Annotated in this window: 16 protein-coding genes; 3 read left to right on the top strand and 13 right to left on the bottom strand. The window is 70.6% G+C overall.

From position 1 onward, the window contains the following. Positions 1–27: 27 nt before the first annotated feature. Positions 28–903, top strand: coding sequence for an acetyl-CoA carboxylase, carboxyltransferase subunit beta (gene accD / locus EDC62_RS11875; RefSeq protein ID WP_124224035.1), 876 nt, complete (start codon positions 28–30; stop codon positions 901–903). A 43-nt stretch (positions 904–946) separates the two neighbouring features. On the opposite strand, the gene EDC62_RS11870 is transcribed toward accD, so the two are convergent. After that, positions 947–1513 (bottom strand): YggT family protein, encoded by a 567-nt coding sequence (locus EDC62_RS11870; RefSeq protein WP_124224034.1) that lies wholly within the window; start codon positions 1511–1513, stop codon positions 947–949. 167 nt (positions 1514–1680) lie between these two features. Between EDC62_RS11870 and EDC62_RS11865 the strand changes: the two genes are divergently transcribed. Next, positions 1681–2328 carry an LON peptidase substrate-binding domain-containing protein gene (locus EDC62_RS11865; RefSeq protein WP_170159071.1) on the top strand — a complete coding sequence of 216 codons (648 nt, stop codon included), beginning with the start codon at positions 1681–1683 and terminating at the stop codon, positions 2326–2328. Positions 2329–2437: 109 nt separating this feature from the next. On the opposite strand, the gene EDC62_RS11860 is transcribed toward EDC62_RS11865, so the two are convergent. From EDC62_RS11860 to EDC62_RS11805, 12 genes are read right to left on the bottom strand one after another with little or no spacing between them, the layout of a single operon-like run. Continuing rightward, positions 2438–4258 carry a polysaccharide biosynthesis protein gene (locus EDC62_RS11860; RefSeq protein WP_124224032.1) on the bottom strand — a complete coding sequence of 607 codons (1821 nt, stop codon included), beginning with the start codon at positions 4256–4258 and terminating at the stop codon, positions 2438–2440. After that, positions 4248–5750: a DegT/DnrJ/EryC1/StrS family aminotransferase gene (locus tag EDC62_RS11855; RefSeq protein WP_124224031.1), complete on the bottom strand. Its 1503-nt coding sequence runs from the start codon at positions 5748–5750 to the stop codon at positions 4248–4250. Before EDC62_RS11855 ends, EDC62_RS11860 begins: the two co-directional genes overlap by 11 nt. Before the next feature lie 23 nt (positions 5751–5773). Further along, complete coding sequence (gene neuC, locus EDC62_RS11850) at positions 5774–6934, bottom strand: UDP-N-acetylglucosamine 2-epimerase (protein ID WP_124224030.1); 1161 nt, start codon at positions 6932–6934, stop codon at positions 5774–5776. Beyond that, on the bottom strand, positions 6934–7962 hold the full coding sequence (gene neuB / locus EDC62_RS11845) for an N-acetylneuraminate synthase (protein ID WP_124224029.1): 1029 nt from the start codon (positions 7960–7962) through the stop codon (positions 6934–6936). Before neuB ends, neuC begins: the two co-directional genes overlap by 1 nt. Next, complete coding sequence (locus EDC62_RS11840; RefSeq protein WP_124224028.1) at positions 7955–8683, bottom strand: acylneuraminate cytidylyltransferase family protein; 729 nt, start codon at positions 8681–8683, stop codon at positions 7955–7957. Before EDC62_RS11840 ends, neuB begins: the two co-directional genes overlap by 8 nt. Beyond that, positions 8680–9369 (bottom strand): class I SAM-dependent methyltransferase, encoded by a 690-nt coding sequence (locus EDC62_RS11835; RefSeq protein ID WP_124224027.1) that lies wholly within the window; start codon positions 9367–9369, stop codon positions 8680–8682. The genes EDC62_RS11840 and EDC62_RS11835 overlap by 4 nt, the downstream gene beginning before the upstream one ends. Before the next feature lie 39 nt (positions 9370–9408). Further along, complete coding sequence (locus EDC62_RS11830; protein WP_170159070.1) at positions 9409–10413, bottom strand: GNAT family N-acetyltransferase; 1005 nt, start codon at positions 10411–10413, stop codon at positions 9409–9411. Next, the gene (locus EDC62_RS13050) at positions 10413–11663 is read right to left on the bottom strand and encodes a UDP-glycosyltransferase (protein WP_170159069.1); all 1251 of its coding nucleotides are present in this window, start codon (positions 11661–11663) and stop codon (positions 10413–10415) included. The genes EDC62_RS11830 and EDC62_RS13050 overlap by 1 nt, the downstream gene beginning before the upstream one ends. Continuing rightward, a complete protein-coding gene (gene asnB, locus EDC62_RS11820; protein ID WP_124224024.1) occupies positions 11660–13492 on the bottom strand; it encodes an asparagine synthase (glutamine-hydrolyzing) in 1833 nt (610 codons plus the stop codon). Before asnB ends, EDC62_RS13050 begins: the two co-directional genes overlap by 4 nt. 2 nt (positions 13493–13494) lie before the next feature. Beyond that, positions 13495–14052: a sugar transferase gene (locus tag EDC62_RS11815; RefSeq protein ID WP_124224022.1), complete on the bottom strand. Its 558-nt coding sequence runs from the start codon at positions 14050–14052 to the stop codon at positions 13495–13497. After that, on the bottom strand, positions 14049–14879 hold the full coding sequence (locus EDC62_RS11810) for an aldolase/citrate lyase family protein (protein WP_124224019.1): 831 nt from the start codon (positions 14877–14879) through the stop codon (positions 14049–14051). Before EDC62_RS11810 ends, EDC62_RS11815 begins: the two co-directional genes overlap by 4 nt. A gap of 23 nt (positions 14880–14902) precedes the next feature. Next, the gene (locus EDC62_RS11805; protein WP_124224017.1) at positions 14903–16462 is read right to left on the bottom strand and encodes a lipid II flippase MurJ; all 1560 of its coding nucleotides are present in this window, start codon (positions 16460–16462) and stop codon (positions 14903–14905) included. 84 nt (positions 16463–16546) lie between these two features. Here EDC62_RS11805 and lysS point away from each other — a divergent pair, with 84 nt between their 5' ends. Then, entirely contained in the window at positions 16547–18097 is a 1551-nt protein-coding gene (gene lysS, locus EDC62_RS11800) for a lysine--tRNA ligase (RefSeq protein ID WP_124224015.1), read from the top strand. Positions 18098–18107: the final 10 nt, after the last annotated feature.

Here is an 18107-nt window from a genome sequence, read left to right as displayed (position 1 = left end):
TCGCGCGCCATCCCCATTGGAGGACCCATGAGCTGGCTCGAAAAACTGCTGCCCCCGAAGATCCAGAAGTCCGAAAAGACCGAACGCCGCGGGATCCCCGAGGGCCTGTGGACCAAGTGCCCGAGCTGTGACACCGTGCTCTACCGCACCGACCTCGAACAGAACCAGAACGTCTGCCCGAGCTGCGGCCACCACCACCGCATCGGCGCGCGCGCGCGGCTCAACCAGTTCCTCGACAACGAGGGGCGCTATGAGATCGGCCAGGAAGTGCTGCCGGTCGATGCGCTGAAATTCAAAGACAGTCGCAAATACCCCGAGCGGCTCAAAGAGGCACTCGAAGCCACGGGCGAGACCGATGCGCTGGTGGTCATGGGAGGCTCGGTCAAGGGCATCAGCCTGGTTGCGGCAGCCTTCGAATTCGACTTCATGGGCGGCAGCATGGGTTCGGTCGTGGGCGAGCGTTTCGTGCGCGGGGTCGAGACGGCCATCGAGCAGAAAGTGCCGTTCGTGTGCTTCACCGCCACCGGCGGCGCGCGCATGCAAGAAGGGCTGCTTTCGCTGATGCAGATGGCCAAAACGAACGCGGCGCTCACGCGCCTGGCCAAGAAGAAGCTGCCCTACATCAGCGTGCTGACCGACCCGACCATGGGCGGCGTGAGCGCGGGCTTTGCCTTCCTCGGCGACGTGGTCATTGCCGAGCCCAAGGCGCTGATTGGCTTTGCCGGCCCGCGCGTGATCGAATCCACCGTGCGCGTGACGCTGCCCGAGGGCTTTCAGCGCGCGGAATTCCTGCTGCAAAAAGGCGCCGTCGACCTGATTTGCGACCGCCGCGAGTTGCGCGACACGGTCGCCCGCACGCTCGCGATGCTGCAGCGCCTCAGCGCCGACGCGATCGTCGCCTGATTCTTTCGGCGCGCGCCGTCACGGACGCCCATTCGGCCGTGCCTCAGCGCAGCCAAGCGCCGAAACCCAACACCAGGTGCTGCAGGTTCGCCAGCACGATCGCTGCGATCTGCAGCAGCACCAAGAGAGCCAGCGGCGACAGATCCACCCCGCCCACGAGCGGAATCACCCGACGCAGCGGCGCCAGCAGGGGTGAGGTCAAACGTTCCAGCAACCACGCCATCGGCCCGCCGGGCTGCACCCACGACAGAATCGCCGCCACCAGCACCACGGCGCTGGCGATCGAAATCGCCATCTGCGCGAGACCAAAAAAGGCCAGCACCACGACCGCCGCCCACGAAGCGCCGCCGCCGTGCAGGGCCCACAGCAGCGCAAACTGAGCAAACTTCACCAGCCACGCGGCCAACAGACTGGCCAGATCCCACCGCCCGCTCGGCCGCAAACCGCGGCGCAGCGGCAGCACCAGCCAGTCGGTCACCGCCAAAATGAAACGCCCCGGCGGATGGTCCATGGAAACGCCCACGCCGCGCATGTACGCACGCAGCAAGCAAGCCCCGCCAAGCAGGCCGGTGCCAAACTCGAGCAACAGCACCAAAATTTCATTCAACATGCCGCGAGGTCCCGGATGGATGGTTGAGAATTCGAACGACCGAGCGTTGTGCAAAGGGATGACGCCCCAGGCGCTCCCGCCTGCACGCACGTTCCGATCATATCGAGAGCGCCCCCGCCATGACGCCCGCGACCCCTTCCCCACCCCCGTGCTGGCCCGAACCTCCCTTGAACGCTCCGCTCACGCTCACCAACGTCCCGCTGCTGCCACTCGCCAGCGTCGTCTTTCCCGGAGGCCGGCTGACGCTGCGCGCCGTCGCCGCGCCCACGCGCCATTGGCTCGAACGCTGTGCCGCCGCAGGTGCCCCGTTTGGCGTGGTGACACCCCGCCGTGGCTCCGATGAAACCGAGCCCCTGCCCACGGTGACGCCACCCGCTGCGCGCTTTCATGACTTTGGCACGCTCGCCGCGCTCACCGACGCCGGAGTGGGCGAAGCGGCCGCGTCTGCGCTGCAGATCCTCGGGCGCCAGGTTTTTCGCCTGCGCGACTGCCGCATGCTGCGCTCCGGGCTTTGGGTCGCCGATGTCGAACTGCTGAACCCGGACCGGCCCACGGCGATTCCGGCAGACCTCGCCGCGAGTGCGCAGGCCCTGCGCCAACTGCACGCGAACCTGCGGTTGCGCGGCGAGTCGCCCTGGCCGCCCGATGCGCCGCGCCGCTACGAGGACGCAGGTTGGGTCGCCAACCGCTGGGCCGAGATGCTGCCGGCACCCCCATCGATCAAGCTGCAGCTCATGGCCATCGAAGATCCGGCGCTGCGGCTCCAATGGGTGGCCGATCTGCTCGAGAAGACCGGCATCGTCCGAGGCTCGTAAACTTTCTTTTTGATAGCAGAAACCACCCGTTTTACGCGGGGGAAGGGCGAAAAAGCATCCCAACTGGCTGCAAGCATCGCCCCGCCGGCGTCGGAACAAACTTGGGCATTCAGCCCCGGCGCGGCTGGTATTCGGGCACCTGAGCCTGCAGCCAGCACCGCAGCGCGAGCGCATCGGGCGCGGGGCCGGCTTCGTCGATCCACGCCAAGGCAGCCAACAGCGCGGCTGCGGGCGGGACGGCGCGCGCCACGCGCAGCTTGGGGTGCGGCGTCGGGGCGGTGGTCTCACAATCGGCCAGCAATTCCTCATAGAGCTTCTCGCCCGGGCGCAGGCCGGTGTAGACGATGGGAACATCCTGCTCGGTCTTGCCCGAGAGCCGAATGAGCATGCGCGCGAGTTCGACGATCTTCACCGGCTCGCCCATGTCGAGCACGAAAATCTGCCCCGACTGACCCATCAGCGCGGCCTGCAGCACGAGCTGCGCCGCCTCAGGGATGGTCATGAAATAGCGCACGATCTCCGGATGCGTCACCGTCACCGGGCCGCCGCGTGCAATCTGCTCGGTAAAAAGCGGCACCACCGAGCCGCTCGAGCCCAGCACATTGCCAAAGCGCACCGCGACGAACCGGGTCGCCGGGTGCTGCGCGGCCACCGCCTGCACGGCCAACTCCGCGAGGCGCTTGCTCGCGCCCATGACGTTGGTCGGGTTCACCGCCTTGTCGGTGGAAACGAGCACGAAGCGCGCCGCCCCCACCTCGCCGGCCACCTGCGCGGCGTTGAGCGTACCCCGCACGTTGGTGCGCAGCGCCTCGATCTCGTTGTGCGTCTCCATCAGGGGCACGTGCTTGTAGGCCGCGGCGTGGAACACCACCGCAGGCCGGTGCGCCTGGGCAATCGCGCGCAGGCGTTGCAGCTCGCGCACGTTGGCGGTGTAGTAGACGCCTTCGAGCTGCGGGTGCGCCGCGCGAAGATCCTGTTCGAGCCGGTACACGGCGTACTCCGACACATCCACGCACACCAGCCGCGCCACGCCGAAGCGCGCAATCTGCCGGCACAGCTCCGAGCCAATCGAGCCCCCCGCCCCGGTGACGAGCACCGTGCGGCCCGCGAGCATCTCCGACAGCCCCGCCACGTCGAGCTGCACCGGCGCGCGGCCCAGCAGGTCTTCGAGCGCCACCGCCCGTGGGCCCGCCCCCTCCCCCTGCAACCAGTCGTCCGCGCGCGGTGGGGTGAGCAGCGACAAGCCGTGTTCGGCCGCGGCGAGCAAGGCCTCGCGCCGCCAGGCCGAGCCCGGCGCAGCCAGCACCAGCGCCACCCGCGCGCCCGCCTGCTGAACCGCCTGCGGCAGGCCGTCGAGCGTGCCGAGCACCCGCACGCCCTGCAGCGCCCGGCCGACCTCCTCACGCTGCGGCGAGACGATGCCCACCGGCACCACCCGGGCCGAGTCCTTCAGCGTTCGCAGGGCCTGCGCCGCCTCGGCCACGCTGCCCAGCAGCAGCGCGGGCACGCCGGTGCCGGGCACGCGCGGCGCGCGCCGCTCGGCCAGCAGCCGCGACAAGGCCCGCACCCCGCCCAGCGCCAGCAGCACCAGCAAAGGGTGCAGCAGCAGCACCGAGCGCGGGAAATTCGGCACCCGCAGCATCAACACCGCCACCGCCGTGAACAAGGCACCGGCCGCCACCCCCGCCACCAGCCGCTGCAGTTCGGCCAGGCTGGTGTAGCGCCAGATGTGCCGGTACACGCCCGCGCCGGCAAGCGCCAGTGCAAACGCCAGCACCGGCACCGCCAGCGTCTGCACCATCAGCGCGGAAAACTCCTCCGGCACGTCGAGGTTGAACCGCAGCCAGAAGGCCGCCCACCAGGCCGCCGCAACGAGCAGCACGTCCAGCGCGGCGCTCCCCACCCGAAGGCGCAGGGCCTCAAGCCGCATGGGCGTCCTCGGCGGTGGCGGTCAGCGCCTCGCGCAGCAGCGCAATCACCCGCTCCTGCTGCGCCTCGTCCATGTTCGAGCCCGAGGGTAGGCACACGCCCGCGGCAAACAGCGCGGCCGACACATCCTGCCCGGGGGTGTGCGCGAAGTACGGCGCACCGGCAAACAGCGGCTGCAGGTGCATGGGCTTCCACACCGGCCGCGCCTCCACCGCGTGGCGGGCGAGGCGTTGCATCAGCGCGGCCGTGCGGGCCGGCGCGTCGGCGCCGTCGAGCGTGAAGCAGCTCAGCCAGCGCGTGCTCTCGCAGCCCGCGGGCTCGGGCATCCAGCGCAGCCCCGGCACATCGGCCAGGGCTTCTCGGTAGCGCGCGAACACGGCCCGCCGCTGCGCCACGCGCGCATCGAGCACCCGCAACTGCCCGCGGCCAATGCCGGCGAGCACGTTGCTCATGCGGTAGTTGAAACCCACCTCGCGGTGCTCGTAATGGGCGGCCGGCTCACGCGCCTGGGTCGAGAGCTTGCGCGCGCGGGCCACCAGCGCCGCATCGTCGGACACCAGCATGCCGCCACCCGACGTGGTGATGATCTTGTTGCCGTTGAAGGAGAAGACGCCCACACGCCCGAAGCTGCCGCTGGCGCGGCCCTTGTAGCGCGCGCCCAGCGATTCGGCCGCGTCTTCGAGCACCGGCACACCATGGCGCTCACAGATCGGCAGGATGGCGTCCATGTCGGCGCTCTGGCCGTAGAGGTTCACCACGATCACGCAGCGCGGCAGGCGACCCTCGCGCCGCGCCCAGTCGAATGCGCGCTCGAGCGCCTGCGGCGAAAGGTTCCAGCTGTTCGGCTCGGAGTCGATGAACACCGGCCGCGCACCGCAGTACAGAATGGGGTTGCAACTGCCCACGAAGGTGAGCGACGAGCAGAACACCGTGTCGCCCGGCTGCACGCCCAGCAGCAACAGCCCGAGGTGAATCGCCGCCGTGCCCGAACTCAGCGCGGCGGCATGGCCCACGCCCACGCGCGTCGCCACCTCCTGTTCGAACGCATCCACGTGCGGACCCAGCGGCGCGATCCAGTTGCTGCGGAACGCCTCCTCGACGAAGGCGGTCTCCTCCTCGCCCAGATGGGGCGAGGACAGCCAGATGCGTTGCGAAAGCTCGCGCCGCGTCACCAGGTCGCGCACCCGCCCCGCGGCGTCACACACCGGCAGATGGTCGATGCCGTGCGCGTCCATCAGCCGCAGCAAGGCCTCGGCGCTGGCGGCTTCGTCAGCCACCACCGGGGCCTGGGCGGGCAGCGTGGACAGCGGCGCCTGCGCGTCGACGCCGGCGAGTACGGCGCGGCGCAGGTCGCCATCGGTCACGGTGCGCAGCAGGCGGCCTTCGGCGTCCACGACGAGCAGGATGCCGCGCCCGGTCTGGTTGAGCCGCGCCAAGGCCTCGGCCCAGGGGGTCTCGGGAGACAGGCACAGCAACGCAAGACGGGGGTTCATGGTGGGCGGGCGCGCAAGAGGCGTCAGTAGGTGTTGATCTTGTCGAGCAGGTCCGGGGCGATGGGCGTGTCCGCGAGCAGTTCGACGATGCGCTCGGCCGCACGGCCGTCGCCGTACACATTGGCTGGCGCAAAGCGGCCATGCGCCAGCGCCTGCTGCAAGGCCGCGGCGATCTCTGCCGGGCGCACGCCGCAATCGAAGGTGTTGGCATTGCGCTCGCGGCCGCGCTGTCGGTCACCCACGTTGAGCACCGGCGTACCCAGCGACGCTGCCTCGATGATGCCCGAAGACGAGTTGCCCGCCAGCAGATCGGCATGACGCAAGGCCTCGAGATAGTGCGGCCGCTCCAGGTGCGTGATGCGCACGAGCCGCGCGCCGAGTTGCGCCGAGGCCGCGTCCAGCGCCTGCAGAATGCCGGCCGACCCCGCATCGGCATTGGGCTCGAGCCAGACCAGGTGCAGGTCGCGCGAGCGCGCCGCCTGGCCCAGCGCATCGGCCAGCGCCTGCGTCTGCTGCGCGGCGTCGTGCATCTGCTGCACCACCGGATGGAACAGCACCAGCGCATAGCGCGCAGCCGCGTCCAGCCCCAGCCGGGCCAGGGTGCGATCCCGCGGTGCGTCGAGCACCGCCGCCAGTCCATCGAGGCTGGGCGCACCGGTGACCCAGACATGCTCCGGCCGCTCGCCCATGCGGATCACCCGCTCGCGCGAGCCCTCGGTGGCCACGAAATGCCAGTGGCTGAGCTTGGTGATGGCATGACGCACCGGCTCATCCACGGTGCCCGAGCGCTCCCCCCCATGCAGGTGCACGACCGGAATGCCCAGATGCAGCGCCGCAATCGCGCCGGCGAGCATCTCGCCGCGGTCGCCGAGCAGCAGCAGCAGATCGGGGCGCTCGCGTTCGAGCACGTCGGTCAGCGCGCCCACCAGGTGCCCGATGCCACGCGCCATCGCGGCCGGGCTGCGCGCATCGACCTCGGTGGGCATGCGCGCGGCGATGGACAGGCCGCTGGCTTCGATCTCGCGCACCGTCTCGCCGAAGGCCGGGCTCAGATGCATGCCGGTGACGGCCAGTTGCAGGCGCAGGCGGGGGTGCGCGTCGATGGCCTGCAACACATGGCGCATCAGACCGAAATCGGCGCGCGTGCCGGTGACGTACAGCACACTGCGGCGCGGCCCGGACATCACCCCAGCACCTCCGGCGTCAGCGTGGTCCAGGCGCTCAGGGCGACGCGCAGCCGCTGGCCCGGCAAGGCGCCCAGCAGCGCCGGCGCCAGCCCCGTGCCCGGGCGGCGCAAGGCCAGGTCGTCGGCGGTGAGCACATGGCCCGCCGGCAGATCGCGCACCACCACGATGCTGCGCCGGGCCACGTCGCGGGTGTTGGCCTCGATGGGCTGCGGGCGCTTGACGCCGTCACCCAGCATGGCGCTGACGGTGCGAATGCCCGCCACCATGCGCGCGAAGGCCGCGGGGTCCGCCGAGGCGCGGTGGTCGGGGCCGGGCAGGGCCGTGTCCAGCGTGAGGTGCTTCTCGATCACGCAGGCCCCGAGCGCCACCGCAGCCAGCGCGGCCTCCATGCCATGGCTGTGGTCCGAATACCCCACCGGCAGGCCCGTGGCCTGCGCCAGCGTGGTGATGGCGCGCAGGTTCAGGGCGTCGGCCGGCGCCGGGTAGGCCGAGGTGCAGTGCAGCAGCGTGAGCGAGGGCGGCGTCGTGAAGCCGGCCACCGCCCAGCGCGCGCGGATCCAGCCCAGGGCCTCGTGCACCTCCTCCAGCGTGGCCATGCCGGTGGACACGAGCAAGGGCAGCCCGGTGGCCGCCGCGTGTTCGAGCAGCGGCCGGTTGGTCAACTCACCCGAGGGCAGCTTGAGCCGGCGCACACGGAGCGCGACCAGTTCGTCGACCGCAGGTTCGGAAAAGGGCGTGGAGAAGAACTCGATGCCGATCTGCGCGCAGTGCGCGGCGACCCGGGCATGCGCCTCGAGGTCGAGCTCGAGCGCGCGAATCATCTCGAACTGGCTGGTCGCGCCGGTGTTGGTGCGCTGGTAGTCCGCCGTGGCCGCCGTGGGCGTGACCACGTCTTCGGCACGAAACGTTTGAAACTTCACCGCGTCGGCCCCCGCGGCCTTGGCGGCGTCGCACAGGGCGAGCGCGAGGTCGAGGCGGCCGTTGTGGTTGACGCCGGCTTCGGCGATGACGAACACGTCAGTCATGTTGGGTCTCCACAGCCTGGGTACGCTGCGCACGTTGATGCAGCCACTCGGCCAGTTCGAAATCGAAGCGGTCGTCGATGTCGACCGAGCGTTCGCGCGGCATCGGGAACGGCCGCGAGCGCACCGCCCAGAAGCCCTCGCGCGCCGCGCGCCCCAGGGCGGCACGCTGCCAGACGTAGATCGCACCGTTGAGCCCCCAGACGGCCGGCGCGTCCTGCCGCCGCGCAAACGCTGCCGGCTTGGACAAGGCGAGCGTGCCGTCGGGCTGCGCTTCCACCAGCGTGTAGTACGGATTGTGCGAGGGCTCGGTGACGCTGACGACCAGTTCCGCCCCGGTGCGCGTGAACTCGGCCAGCGCCCCTTCGATGTCGGCCGGGGTGCGCAGCGGCGAGGTGGGCTGCAGATCGACGACCGTCGCGATGACCAGCCCCTGGGCTTCGAGGTGGCGCACCAGGTGCTCGATGGCGGGCAGTTTGCCCGCTTCGTCGGTGGCCAGTTCGGCCGGCCTGCGGTAGGGCACGCGCGCACCCGCCGCAGCAGCGACCGCGGCGATCTCTTCGTCATCGGTCGAGACATGGACTCCGGCCAGCCCGGCGCAGGCCAGCGCCTGCTCGATGCTGTGCACGATGAGCGGCTTGCCGGCGAAGGGCAACAGGTTCTTGCGCGGCAAGCCCTTGCTGCCGCCGCGCGCACAGACGGTGGCGATGGTGAGGCCGCTCATGCGGCCGCCTTTCGCGCGATGACCACCCATTCGACATGAAGCTTCTGTCGGTTCTGCAGGGTGCGAGAAACCTGTTCCACGCTCACCCGCTCCCATGGGGCGAACAGCTCATCGAGGTCGGCCTCGGTGGCGAAGCGCACCGCGCCCGTGCCGGCGAACGGCCCCTCGGCGCAGCGCCACGCGTGGTGGCCGGCGGGCTCGCCGGTGCCTTCGCCCCAGCAGCCGGCCGCCGGCGTGCGCACATAGAGCCAGCCGCCGGGCTTGCAGACGCGGTGCATGTCGGCATAGACCCTGCAGGCCGATGCGTGATCGACGCAGGTCACGGCGTCGCAGTCGAGCACGGCGTCGAAGCGGGCATCTGCCCAGGGCAAGGGCTCGCACATGTCGCCCGCGCGCAGACTGCCCTCGCCGGCGGCGGTGCGCCATTCGGGCACCTCCTCGTCGAGGCGGGTCTGGGCGCGGCGAAGGCCCGCCTCACTGCCCTCGAGCCCGCTGACTGCATAGCCTTCACGGGCAAGGAACCAGAGGTTGGCGCCGGTGCCAAAGCCGACTTCGAGCACCCGGGTGTCGCTGCGCGGCTGCCGGGCACCGAGTCGCTGGGCGGCAAAGCGCACCAGGTCTTCGGCCGGGTAGCGGCCCCAGGCGTGCTGCGTGAACATGTCTTCCCAGAGGGGGTCGCGTGCCATGGTGGTTCGTTTCTCTTGTGCTCTGTCTTCGGTTCTGCTTCAGTCCAGCAACACCCGCGGCGGCGGTGACTGCGGGCTGTAGCCCCGCCGCGCGGCCAGCGCCCAATACGCCGCCGGGTCGTGCACCGCCTCGCCCACGTAGAACGGCAGCGTGTGCCGTGAAAACCCCAGCTTGTAGAACAGCAGCGGATTGTCGGCTCGCGTGTCGGTGCCGCCGCCGAGGTACAAGGCCTCCAGCCCCTCGGCCGTGGCGCGCTCGATGGCTGCAGCCTGCAGCAGATAGGGGGTGCCCAGCGCCTTGCCGCGCTCGCTGCTCGCGCCCAGATGGTATTCCGCAATCCGCGCGCCTAACAGGTACACGGCTGCGGACAGCCATTCATCCTCGTGCTCGCACACCAGCAGCCGCGCGTGCGGCAGGCCGCGCAAGGCGGCGAAATAGGGGTCGGCAAACAGATAGAACGGGCGGGCGCCGATGGCCCGCATGCCCTCGCGGTAAAAGTCAGCGAAGCGGGCCCAGTCGGCGGCGCCGTCGCTCCAGCGTGTGCGCACGCCGTGGCGCGTTGCGCGGTTGATCTTTCGGCGCGTGAGGGTGTTGAAACCTTCCGAAGCGGCCATCCCCTGCAGCTTCACCGACACCGTCTGGCGGTTGAGCTGCACCTTGCCGAAGAACCCGCGCTGGGACGGCACCTGCGGGTGAAAGCGCGCGAGTTCGGCCACGACGCGCCGGCTGCGGCACCAGTCCTGCCACAGCGCCCAGACGGCGGCCAGGGCCTCAGGCGCTTCGCAGGGGCTGAGCGCGCCGCCGTAACCATAGGGTGAGATGGCACCCAGCCAATCGGCCTGACCCGCGAGGGGCTGCAGATGCACCGAGGTGAGCCACTCGAAACCGGCGCCGTCGAGCGCCACATGCACACAACGCAAGGCCGGGTCGCGCCAGGCGTCGGCCTGCGCGAAGTCGGGGCTGAGCGAAGCGACCTGCCAATCCGGCGGCAGCGCGGCGAAGCGTCGGCGCGCTTCTTCGAGCGTGAGTTCGCGCAGCTCCATCACACGCGCACCCCCTGCCAGGTGGACAGACCGCGTGCCACGGCCAGCACCGCGTCGGTGGCCGACGCGGGGCCAACCGTCGCCGCGGCGCGGTTCGCTGCTTGCGGCCGGGCGTCGGCAGGCCATGCGGTGTCGAGCGCATCGAGTGGCAATGCGCGCTGGGCGATGCCCATCCGCTCGAAGGGGCTGAGCGCGTCAAGAACAGAGCCGCGGATCTGCGTGACCGGCTGCCCCGCAAGCGCTGCCTCCACGCCTACCGTCGACACGGTCACCAGCACTTCGTCGCCGGCGTGCAGCCAGGCGTGCAGGGGCACGTCGGCGGTGCAGACGCGGATGCGCGGGTGCGCGAGGGCGGCGATCTCGTCGGCGGGCGGCTCGCTGGGGTGGCGACGCAGCCACAGCGCCAGTCGCGGGTCGGCCCGCACGATGTCGATCAGGCGCTGCTCGATGCGGCGCGGCCACGTGGGGTCGCCCCTGCCCTCGATGCCGCTGACCTGCACCGGCTCGGGCGAGGTCGCCAGCAGCAGCACGTGGTGCGCCTCGAAGCCCGCCGCCCGACGCAGCGCCGCGCCTTGCGCCGGCAGGGCCGGATCGCGCAGGCTGTCGAAGGCGGGGTTGCCGGTCACGTGAATGTGCTCGCGCGGGCGACCGGCGGCGATGAATTCGGCGCGCACGGCTTCGTTCAGCACGCACAGCGCGTCGGCATAGTCGGGACGGGCCAGGCGCGCGCGCTCCCAGATGCCGAAGAGGTCGAGCAGGCACAGGCTGGGAATGCCCAGCGCACGCGCCGATTCGATCGCGGCCTGCTCGGCGCGGGGGGAATTGGTCGCGAGCACCAACGCGGGCGCATAGCGCCGCAGCGCCCGCTCGAGCACGGTCAGCGGCAGGAAGGCCTGACGGCCATCGCGCGCGTACTGCGCGGCGGCGGCCGACGCACCCAGCCGCCGTTCCAGATCGGCGTAGGACAGGCCGAGGTAGGCGACCGACTCTTCGCGCTCGGCGGCCTTGACCTCGAGCGCATCGGCCAGGCGCGCGCCTGCGGCCAGCGCGGGGCCATCGCCCGGCTCGACGAGATCGCGAAAGCCGATGGTGGGCAAGCCCGCCGCGCGCGCGAGCGGCGCCGCCGTGGTCAGTGCCAGCATCAGCGGCTCGGCCAGACCGAGCGCGCGCACCCGCTCGGCCACCGGCAGCAGCGCCTTGACATGGCCGCCACCGTAGCAGACGAACAGCCAGGTGGGCGGTCGCTTCATGCCACCTCCTGCGGTGCGAGCGCAGCCGGCTGGTCGCCGAGCAGCGGCGCGGCCCACAAAGCCAGCGCCGCCAGCGCGCGCAGCTCGCGGGTGTGGTTGGCGCGGCCGCTGCGGTGGGCGTCGAGCATGGCCTCGATCGGCTGCCACTCGAAGCAGTGGGCGATCAAGGGGCTGTGCTGCAGCGTCTGACGCAACCAGGCGTGACGCGCGCCGCGGAACCATTCGCCGATGGGAACGGTGAACATCTGCTTGCGGCGAAACGCGAGCGTTTCGCCGATGAGGGGCGCCACCGCACGCTTGAACGCGTGCTTCTTGTCGCCATCGGGCGCGAGTTTGGTAGCGCCCGGCGTGCGGAAGGCGAACTCCATGACGCGCCAGTCGAGCATGGGCGTGCGGGCCTCGATGCTCACGGCCATGCCCATGCGGTCGGGCTTGACGAGGTTGTTGCCGCTCAGCAGCAGTTGCATGTCGAGGTAGAGCGCCTGGTTGATACGGTCGAAGTGCGCGGCTTCGTCGAACCAGGGGCGCGCGGCGACCTCGAAGCTGTCGAGGCCCTCGAGCTGCGCGCGCAACGCGGGGCGGTAGAGCGCCGCCTTGGCCGCGGGCGTGAGCAGCGAGATGCTGTCGAAGTACGCGCGCTGGAAGGCCGCCAGCGGCAGGGTCTGCGCGTCGCGGCGGGCGAAAAACTGGGCGTACTTGTCGTAGCCGGCGAACAACTCGTCGCCGCCGTCACCGGTGAGCACCACCTTGACGTGCCGGGCGGCGAGCTCGCTCACGCGCAGCGTGGGCATGAAGGAGGCGTCGCCGTGCGGCTGGTCGAGCGCGGCGAGCACCTGGGGCCAGCGCCCGAGCATGTCGGGCGAGGCGACCTCGCAGGTGTGGTCGCAGCCAAAGCGCCGGGCGGCCTCGGCGGCATGGGCCGATTCGTCGAAGCGCGGGTCGTCGGAGCCGATGCAGAAGGTCTTGACGGGCGCGCTGACATGCCGCGCCATGAGGCCGACGATGGTGCTCGAATCGACACCGCCCGAGAGGAAGGCGCCAAACGGCACGTCCGCGCGCAGGCGGATGCGCGTGGCGTCGTCGAGCAGGCTCAGGCACTCCTCGGCCCAGGCGGCGTGGGGTTGCGGCGTCTCGGCCTGGTCGGCCAGGCGCCACCAGCGCTCGGTGTGCACGCGACCGTCGCGGCCGTGGCGCTGCCAGGTGCCGGGCATGACGTGGCGCACCGTGCGCCAGATGGTCCAGGGCGCGGGGATGTAGTTGAAGCTGAGGTAGTGATGGATTGCTTCGAAATCAATAGCATTGAAGCCGCGATTTGCGCCGGCGTACGGCCAGAATGCCTTGATTTCTGAGGCAAACAGGGTGGTTGAGCCGGCCTGCATCACATAGAGGGGCTTGACGCCGATGCGGTCGCGCGCGAGGTATAGCGCGTCCTCGCGCGCGTCGTCGATGGCGATGGCGAACATGCCGTTGAGCCGCTTGAGGCAGGCGATGCCCTCGCGCTCGTAGAGCCGCAGGATGACTTCGGTGTCCGAGTGGGTGTCGAGCCGCACGCCCGCTGCGCGCAGCTCGGCGGCGAGCTCGACGTGGTTGAAGATCTCGCCGTTTTGCACCACGGCGATGCGGCCGTCATCGCTCACGAAGGGCTGGTGGCCGCCGGCGAGGTCGATGATGGCGAGCCGCCGGTTGCCCACCGCCACGCCGCGCGCGCGGTCGTGGTGCAGGCCCGCGTCATCGGGGCCGCGGTGGCGCAGCGCGTCGCCCATGGCGGCCAGCGTCTCATCGGAGAGCGCGTCGCGCCGGGGGCTCCAGTAACCGAAAATGCCGCACATGCTCAGTTCGCTCCCCGACCGCTGAGCCGGCCCAGCGTCCACCAGAGGATCTTCAGGTCCAACCCGAACGAGGCCTCGCGCACGTAGCGCAGATCGGCTTCGAGCCGCTCGCGCTCGGTGCAGTCGGAACGGTACAAGGCCTGCGCCAGTCCCGTGAGGCCGGGCCGCACGCTGCAGCGCAGCGCCCAGTCTTCGGGCGCGTACAGGCTTTGCTGCGCCGGCAGGTCGGGGCGCGGTCCGACGAGGCTCATCTCGCCCTTGAGCACGTTGATGAGCTGCGGCAGCTCGTCCAGACTCGTGCGGCGGATGAAGCGGCCCACGCGCGTGATGCGCGGGTCTGCCCCTTGCGTGTAGTAGGGCCCGCGGGCGGCGGCGTCCTTCACCATGCTGCGGAATTTCAGCATCTGAAACGGCCGCCCACCGAGGCCGATGCGCGCCTGCCGGAACAGCACCGGCGGCCCATCCTCGAGCCACACTACCAGCGCCACCGTGGCGAGCACGGGGCTGAGCAGCAGCAGGGCGAGCGCGCTGGCTGCGAAGTCGAACGCGCGCTTGATCATGCCGAGGCCCCCGCCTTCCCGGCATCGGTGCGCGGCATCTGCGCGGCAATCGCACGGATTCGCTCGGCAATGCGCACGCGGTCGGCCTCCACCTCCTCGGGACGACGCCGCGCCAGCGCCGATTCGGCCGCGCGCAAGGCGGCCACCGCCGCCTCGAACGGCTCGGGCGCGTCACTGCGCTGGAAGGTGCGCGAGAGGATCACCGCCTGCGACCCCAGCCGAAGATGCTCGGCCAGCACATCGCGCCCCGAAAGCAAGCCCTCGTCGAGCCGCGCGATGCCCCCAAAGCCAAACCGCCGCCCGTGGCTACGCGCCTGCGCGGCCACCCGGTCCACCCAGCCCAGCGCCAGCGGCTCGAACATGAAGCGCAGGCCGAGCGCCAGATGCAAGTCGTTGAGGCCGACGAACACCTCATCGAGCCCGGGCGTCGCCACCCAGTCCTCGATCGAAGCCAGCGCCTCTGCGGTTTCGAGCAGCGCCGTGACCGGCACGCGGCCCGCCACGCAGGCGCAAAACGCGCTCAATTCACGCGGCTCGCGAAACATCGGCAGCATCAGCCGGTCGGCGCCGCGCGCCAGAGCCGCCTCCACCTCGCCGGGCGTGCCCGGGTGCCAAGGGTTGAGCCGCACCATCAGGGGCGCCTCGGGTGCCGCCGCACGCACGGCCGCCACATCGTCGAGCGTGTGGGTGCTGATGAAGCTGTTGCGCCCGGCCTGCCGCTCGGCCTTGCCGTGGCGCTCCAGGTCGACGAAGAGCCGCATCTCCGGCAGGGCCGCACAGCGGCGCGCCAGCGCAGGGTCAGCGGTGATCTGGATCAGTTCGAGCATGGGAAACAGATTTCGGGCCTGAATTATGGACGACCCACCGCCCGCAACGGCAGGCCGCTCAGTGCCGCCACCGCGCCCACGAGGGCGGCCGCGCCCACCGCGCCGCCGAGCGGCCCCCGCAGCGCCCACAGACGGGCAGCCCACCCCGCGCCGTCCGCAGCGGCCCCGTCCACCCCCCAAGCCGCAACCCCTACCGAACAAGCCAGCAGCACCGCCCCCGTCGCCAGCATGAGGCGCAGCGGCAAGAGCCGCCGCAGTGCGCCCAGGCCCGGCCCCAACAGAGCCAGCAGGCCGACGGCCACGAGCGCGAGCACCGCGTCCAGCGCCGCCATCTGCGCCCGCCCCGATGCGGGCAAAGCCAGATTCGAGGCCAGCAAGGTCGCAAGCCCCAAGGCCCAAACCAGCGCCGCCACGCGCAGCCGCGCCTGCGAAGCCAGCGCGGTGAGCGCCACCGCGATCAGCGCCTGCGGCAGCAAGCTCCACGCGCCGACCCGCGCCCACTGCGCGAGCGGCACCAGCGCCTCCGCCGGCATGCGCCCCCAGCCAAAGAGCAGCATCGCCAGAGCATCGGCGCCGACGATGAGCCCGGCTGCGGCCATGCAGGCCAGCGTCCAAGCCAGCGCCATGGCGGCGCGCACCCGCGACTCGGCCGCCGCGCGGTCAGCAGGGCTGCCCAAGGCTGCGGCGTAGGCGGCCGCGATGGCGGGAAAGCTCAGCGACGCCGCCAGTTGCACCGCCAGCACCAGCGGCAACTCGACGAGCTTCCAGGCGTAGTTGAAGGTGGTCAGCGCGCCCTCGCCCGCCGCCGACGCCATGGAGCGCGCGGCGAATGGCAAAGCCAGCGGCAAGCCGGCGGCCAGCGCCGCCCAGAGCCAAACCGCCGTGCCCGGCAGCGGCGTCGAGCGCGGGCGCGCGCCTGCAGGCGCCGGCGCAGCCGCTGCCTCCGGGGCCGCCGCCCCGTCCACCCATCCCCGGCGCCGCGCCGCCAACCACCACAGCCTCGCCGCCATCGCCAGCAGCAAAACCAGGCCCAATCGGTCTATTGCCGGCTCAGAATCGGGCTTCATTGCTATGAAAAACAAAGCGGTCACGAGCACGCCATTGACCACCAGATTGGCCGCGTACAAGCCCACGAAGTCACGCCGGTGCTGCGCGCGCGTGCTCCACAGCGCTGCCAGCAAGGCCAGCGGCAGCGCCATCGCTGCGTAGATCAGGCCCCGTGCGGCCGCGTCCCGTGCCGGCCCGCTCAGGCCCGGCGCCAACGCCGCCAGCACACCGAGGCGACCGCCGGCCAGCAGCAGCGCCAGCACCGCACCGATCGCCAACAGGGCGCGCGCTACGCGGCGCTCGCTCTCGGCCTGCGCCGCCGCGCTCTGCTGCGCCCACAGCGGCAGCAACACATAGGACAAGGCGCCGGCAGCCACGAGGCCGGTGATCCAGTCGGGCAGCGCGAGCATCAGCACCACCGCGTCGGCCAGCCCCGAGGCCCCGAAAGCCGCCGCCTGCGCCGACTCGCGCAAGAGCCCGAGCACGCGACTGGCAAGCAAGAGAACCAGCGAGACGACTCCGGCCTTGAGCAACATGGTGGCGCGGATTATGACAACGCCCCCTGAGCGCCAGCGCCGCGCCCTAAAATCAAGCGTTTTGCCGCCTCGAGACCCTCCACCATGTCTGACACCCCAGTCACTGCGCCCCAGGACGAAAACCAGCTCATCGCCGAGCGCCGCGAGAAGCTCAAGGCCCTGCGCGAGGCGCAGAAGGCGGGCGGGCCCGTCGCATTCCCGAATGATTTCAAGCCGGCCCACCATGCCGCGGACCTGCTCGCGCACCATGGGGGAAAAAGCGCCGAACTGCTGCAGGAGCAAAACCTGCACGTGCGCGTGGCCGGCCGCATGATGCTCAAGCGCGTCATGGGCAAGGCCAGCTTTGCGACGCTGCAGGACGCCAGCGGCCGCATTCAGATCTACATCACCCGCGACGGCGTGGGCGAAGACGTCTACGCCGCGTTCAAGCACTGGGACCTGGGCGACATCCTCGGCGTCGAAGGAACGCTGTTCAAGACACGCACCGGTGAGCTCTCGGTGCAGGCCACGCGCATCCGGCTGCTGACCAAGAGCCTGCGCCCCATGCCCGACAAGTTCCACGGCATGCAGGACCAGGAGATGAAATACCGCCAGCGCTACGTGGACTTGATGACCGACCCGGCCGCGCGCGACCGCTTCGTCGCGCGAAGCAAGGCCATTGCGTCGATCCGCCAGTTCATGGTCGAGCATGGCTTTCTCGAGGTCGAAACGCCCATGCTGCACCCGATTCCCGGCGGTGCCAACGCGCGGCCCTTCGTCACGCACCACAACGCGCTCGACCAGGAGATGTATCTGCGCATCGCGCCCGAGCTCTACCTCAAGCGCCTGCTGGTCGGCGGTTTCGAGCGGGTGTTCGAGATCAACCGCAACTTCCGCAACGAGGGCATCTCGGTGCGGCACAACCCCGAGTTCACCATGATGGAGTTCTACGCGGCCTACTGGAATTACCGCGACCTCATGGACTTCACCGAAGCGCTGATCCGCGACGCCGCCCAGAAAGCCGTGGGCACGCTGCAACTGACCTATGGTGGCAAGACGGTGGACCTGTCTCAGCCGTTCGAGCGCCTGACCATCCCGCAAGCCATCGAGCGCCACACCGACGCCGGCGAGCGCGTCGCTGATCGGGAGTGGCTCATCGCCAGCCTGAAAAAGCTCGGCCTCTCCGAAGAGAAAGACCGCCTCTCGAGCCGGTCGCTCGCCGCGTTGCAGGTGCTCTATTTCGAGGAAACGGTCGAAGAAAAGCTCTGGCAGCCCACCTTCATCATGGAGCACCCGACGGAAATCTCGCCGCTGGCGCGCGCCAACGACAATCACCCGGAAGTCACCGAGCGCTTCGAGCTCTACATCACCGGGCGCGAGTTCGGCAACGGTTTTTCCGAACTCAACGACGCCGAAGACCAGGCCGCGCGCTTTGCCGCGCAGGTCGCCGCCAAGGACAGCGGCGACGACGAGGCCATGTATTTCGACCACGACTTCGTGCGCGCGCTCGAATACGGCATGCCCCCGGCCGGCGGCTGCGGCATCGGCATCGACCGCCTCATGATGCTGCTGACCGATTCGCCCAGCATCCGCGACGTCATCCTCTTCCCCGCGCTGCGCCGCGAGCACGAGGCAGCGCCGCACCCACGAGGCTGAGACAACGGCG

Origin of the sequence: Tibeticola sediminis, assembly GCF_003843835.1 — a bacterium.
Taxonomy (GTDB): domain Bacteria; phylum Pseudomonadota; class Gammaproteobacteria; order Burkholderiales; family Burkholderiaceae_C; genus Tibeticola; species Tibeticola sediminis.
This window is presented reverse-complemented; position numbering and strand designations above follow the sequence as displayed.

Coding starts and splice junctions, on each gene's coding strand:
- accD (WP_124224035.1), top strand. CDS start 28: ATGAGCTGGCTCGAAAAACTGCTGCCCCCGAAGATCCAGAAGTCCGAA.
- EDC62_RS11870 (WP_124224034.1), bottom strand. CDS start 1,513: ATGTTGAATGAAATTTTGGTGCTGTTGCTCGAGTTTGGCACCGGCCTG.
- EDC62_RS11860 (WP_124224032.1), bottom strand. CDS start 4,258: ATGCGGCTTGAGGCCCTGCGCCTTCGGGTGGGGAGCGCCGCGCTGGAC.
- EDC62_RS11855 (WP_124224031.1), bottom strand. CDS start 5,750: ATGAACCCCCGTCTTGCGTTGCTGTGCCTGTCTCCCGAGACCCCCTGG.
- neuC (WP_124224030.1), bottom strand. CDS start 6,934: ATGTCCGGGCCGCGCCGCAGTGTGCTGTACGTCACCGGCACGCGCGCC.
- neuB (WP_124224029.1), bottom strand. CDS start 7,962: ATGACTGACGTGTTCGTCATCGCCGAAGCCGGCGTCAACCACAACGGC.
- EDC62_RS11840 (WP_124224028.1), bottom strand. CDS start 8,683: ATGAGCGGCCTCACCATCGCCACCGTCTGTGCGCGCGGCGGCAGCAAG.
- EDC62_RS11835 (WP_124224027.1), bottom strand. CDS start 9,369: ATGGCACGCGACCCCCTCTGGGAAGACATGTTCACGCAGCACGCCTGG.
- EDC62_RS11830 (WP_170159070.1), bottom strand. CDS start 10,413: ATGGAGCTGCGCGAACTCACGCTCGAAGAAGCGCGCCGACGCTTCGCC.
- EDC62_RS13050 (WP_170159069.1), bottom strand. CDS start 11,663: ATGAAGCGACCGCCCACCTGGCTGTTCGTCTGCTACGGTGGCGGCCAT.
- asnB (WP_124224024.1), bottom strand. CDS start 13,492: ATGTGCGGCATTTTCGGTTACTGGAGCCCCCGGCGCGACGCGCTCTCC.
- EDC62_RS11815 (WP_124224022.1), bottom strand. CDS start 14,052: ATGATCAAGCGCGCGTTCGACTTCGCAGCCAGCGCGCTCGCCCTGCTG.
- EDC62_RS11810 (WP_124224019.1), bottom strand. CDS start 14,879: ATGCTCGAACTGATCCAGATCACCGCTGACCCTGCGCTGGCGCGCCGC.
- EDC62_RS11805 (WP_124224017.1), bottom strand. CDS start 16,462: ATGTTGCTCAAGGCCGGAGTCGTCTCGCTGGTTCTCTTGCTTGCCAGT.
- lysS (WP_124224015.1), top strand. CDS start 16,547: ATGTCTGACACCCCAGTCACTGCGCCCCAGGACGAAAACCAGCTCATC.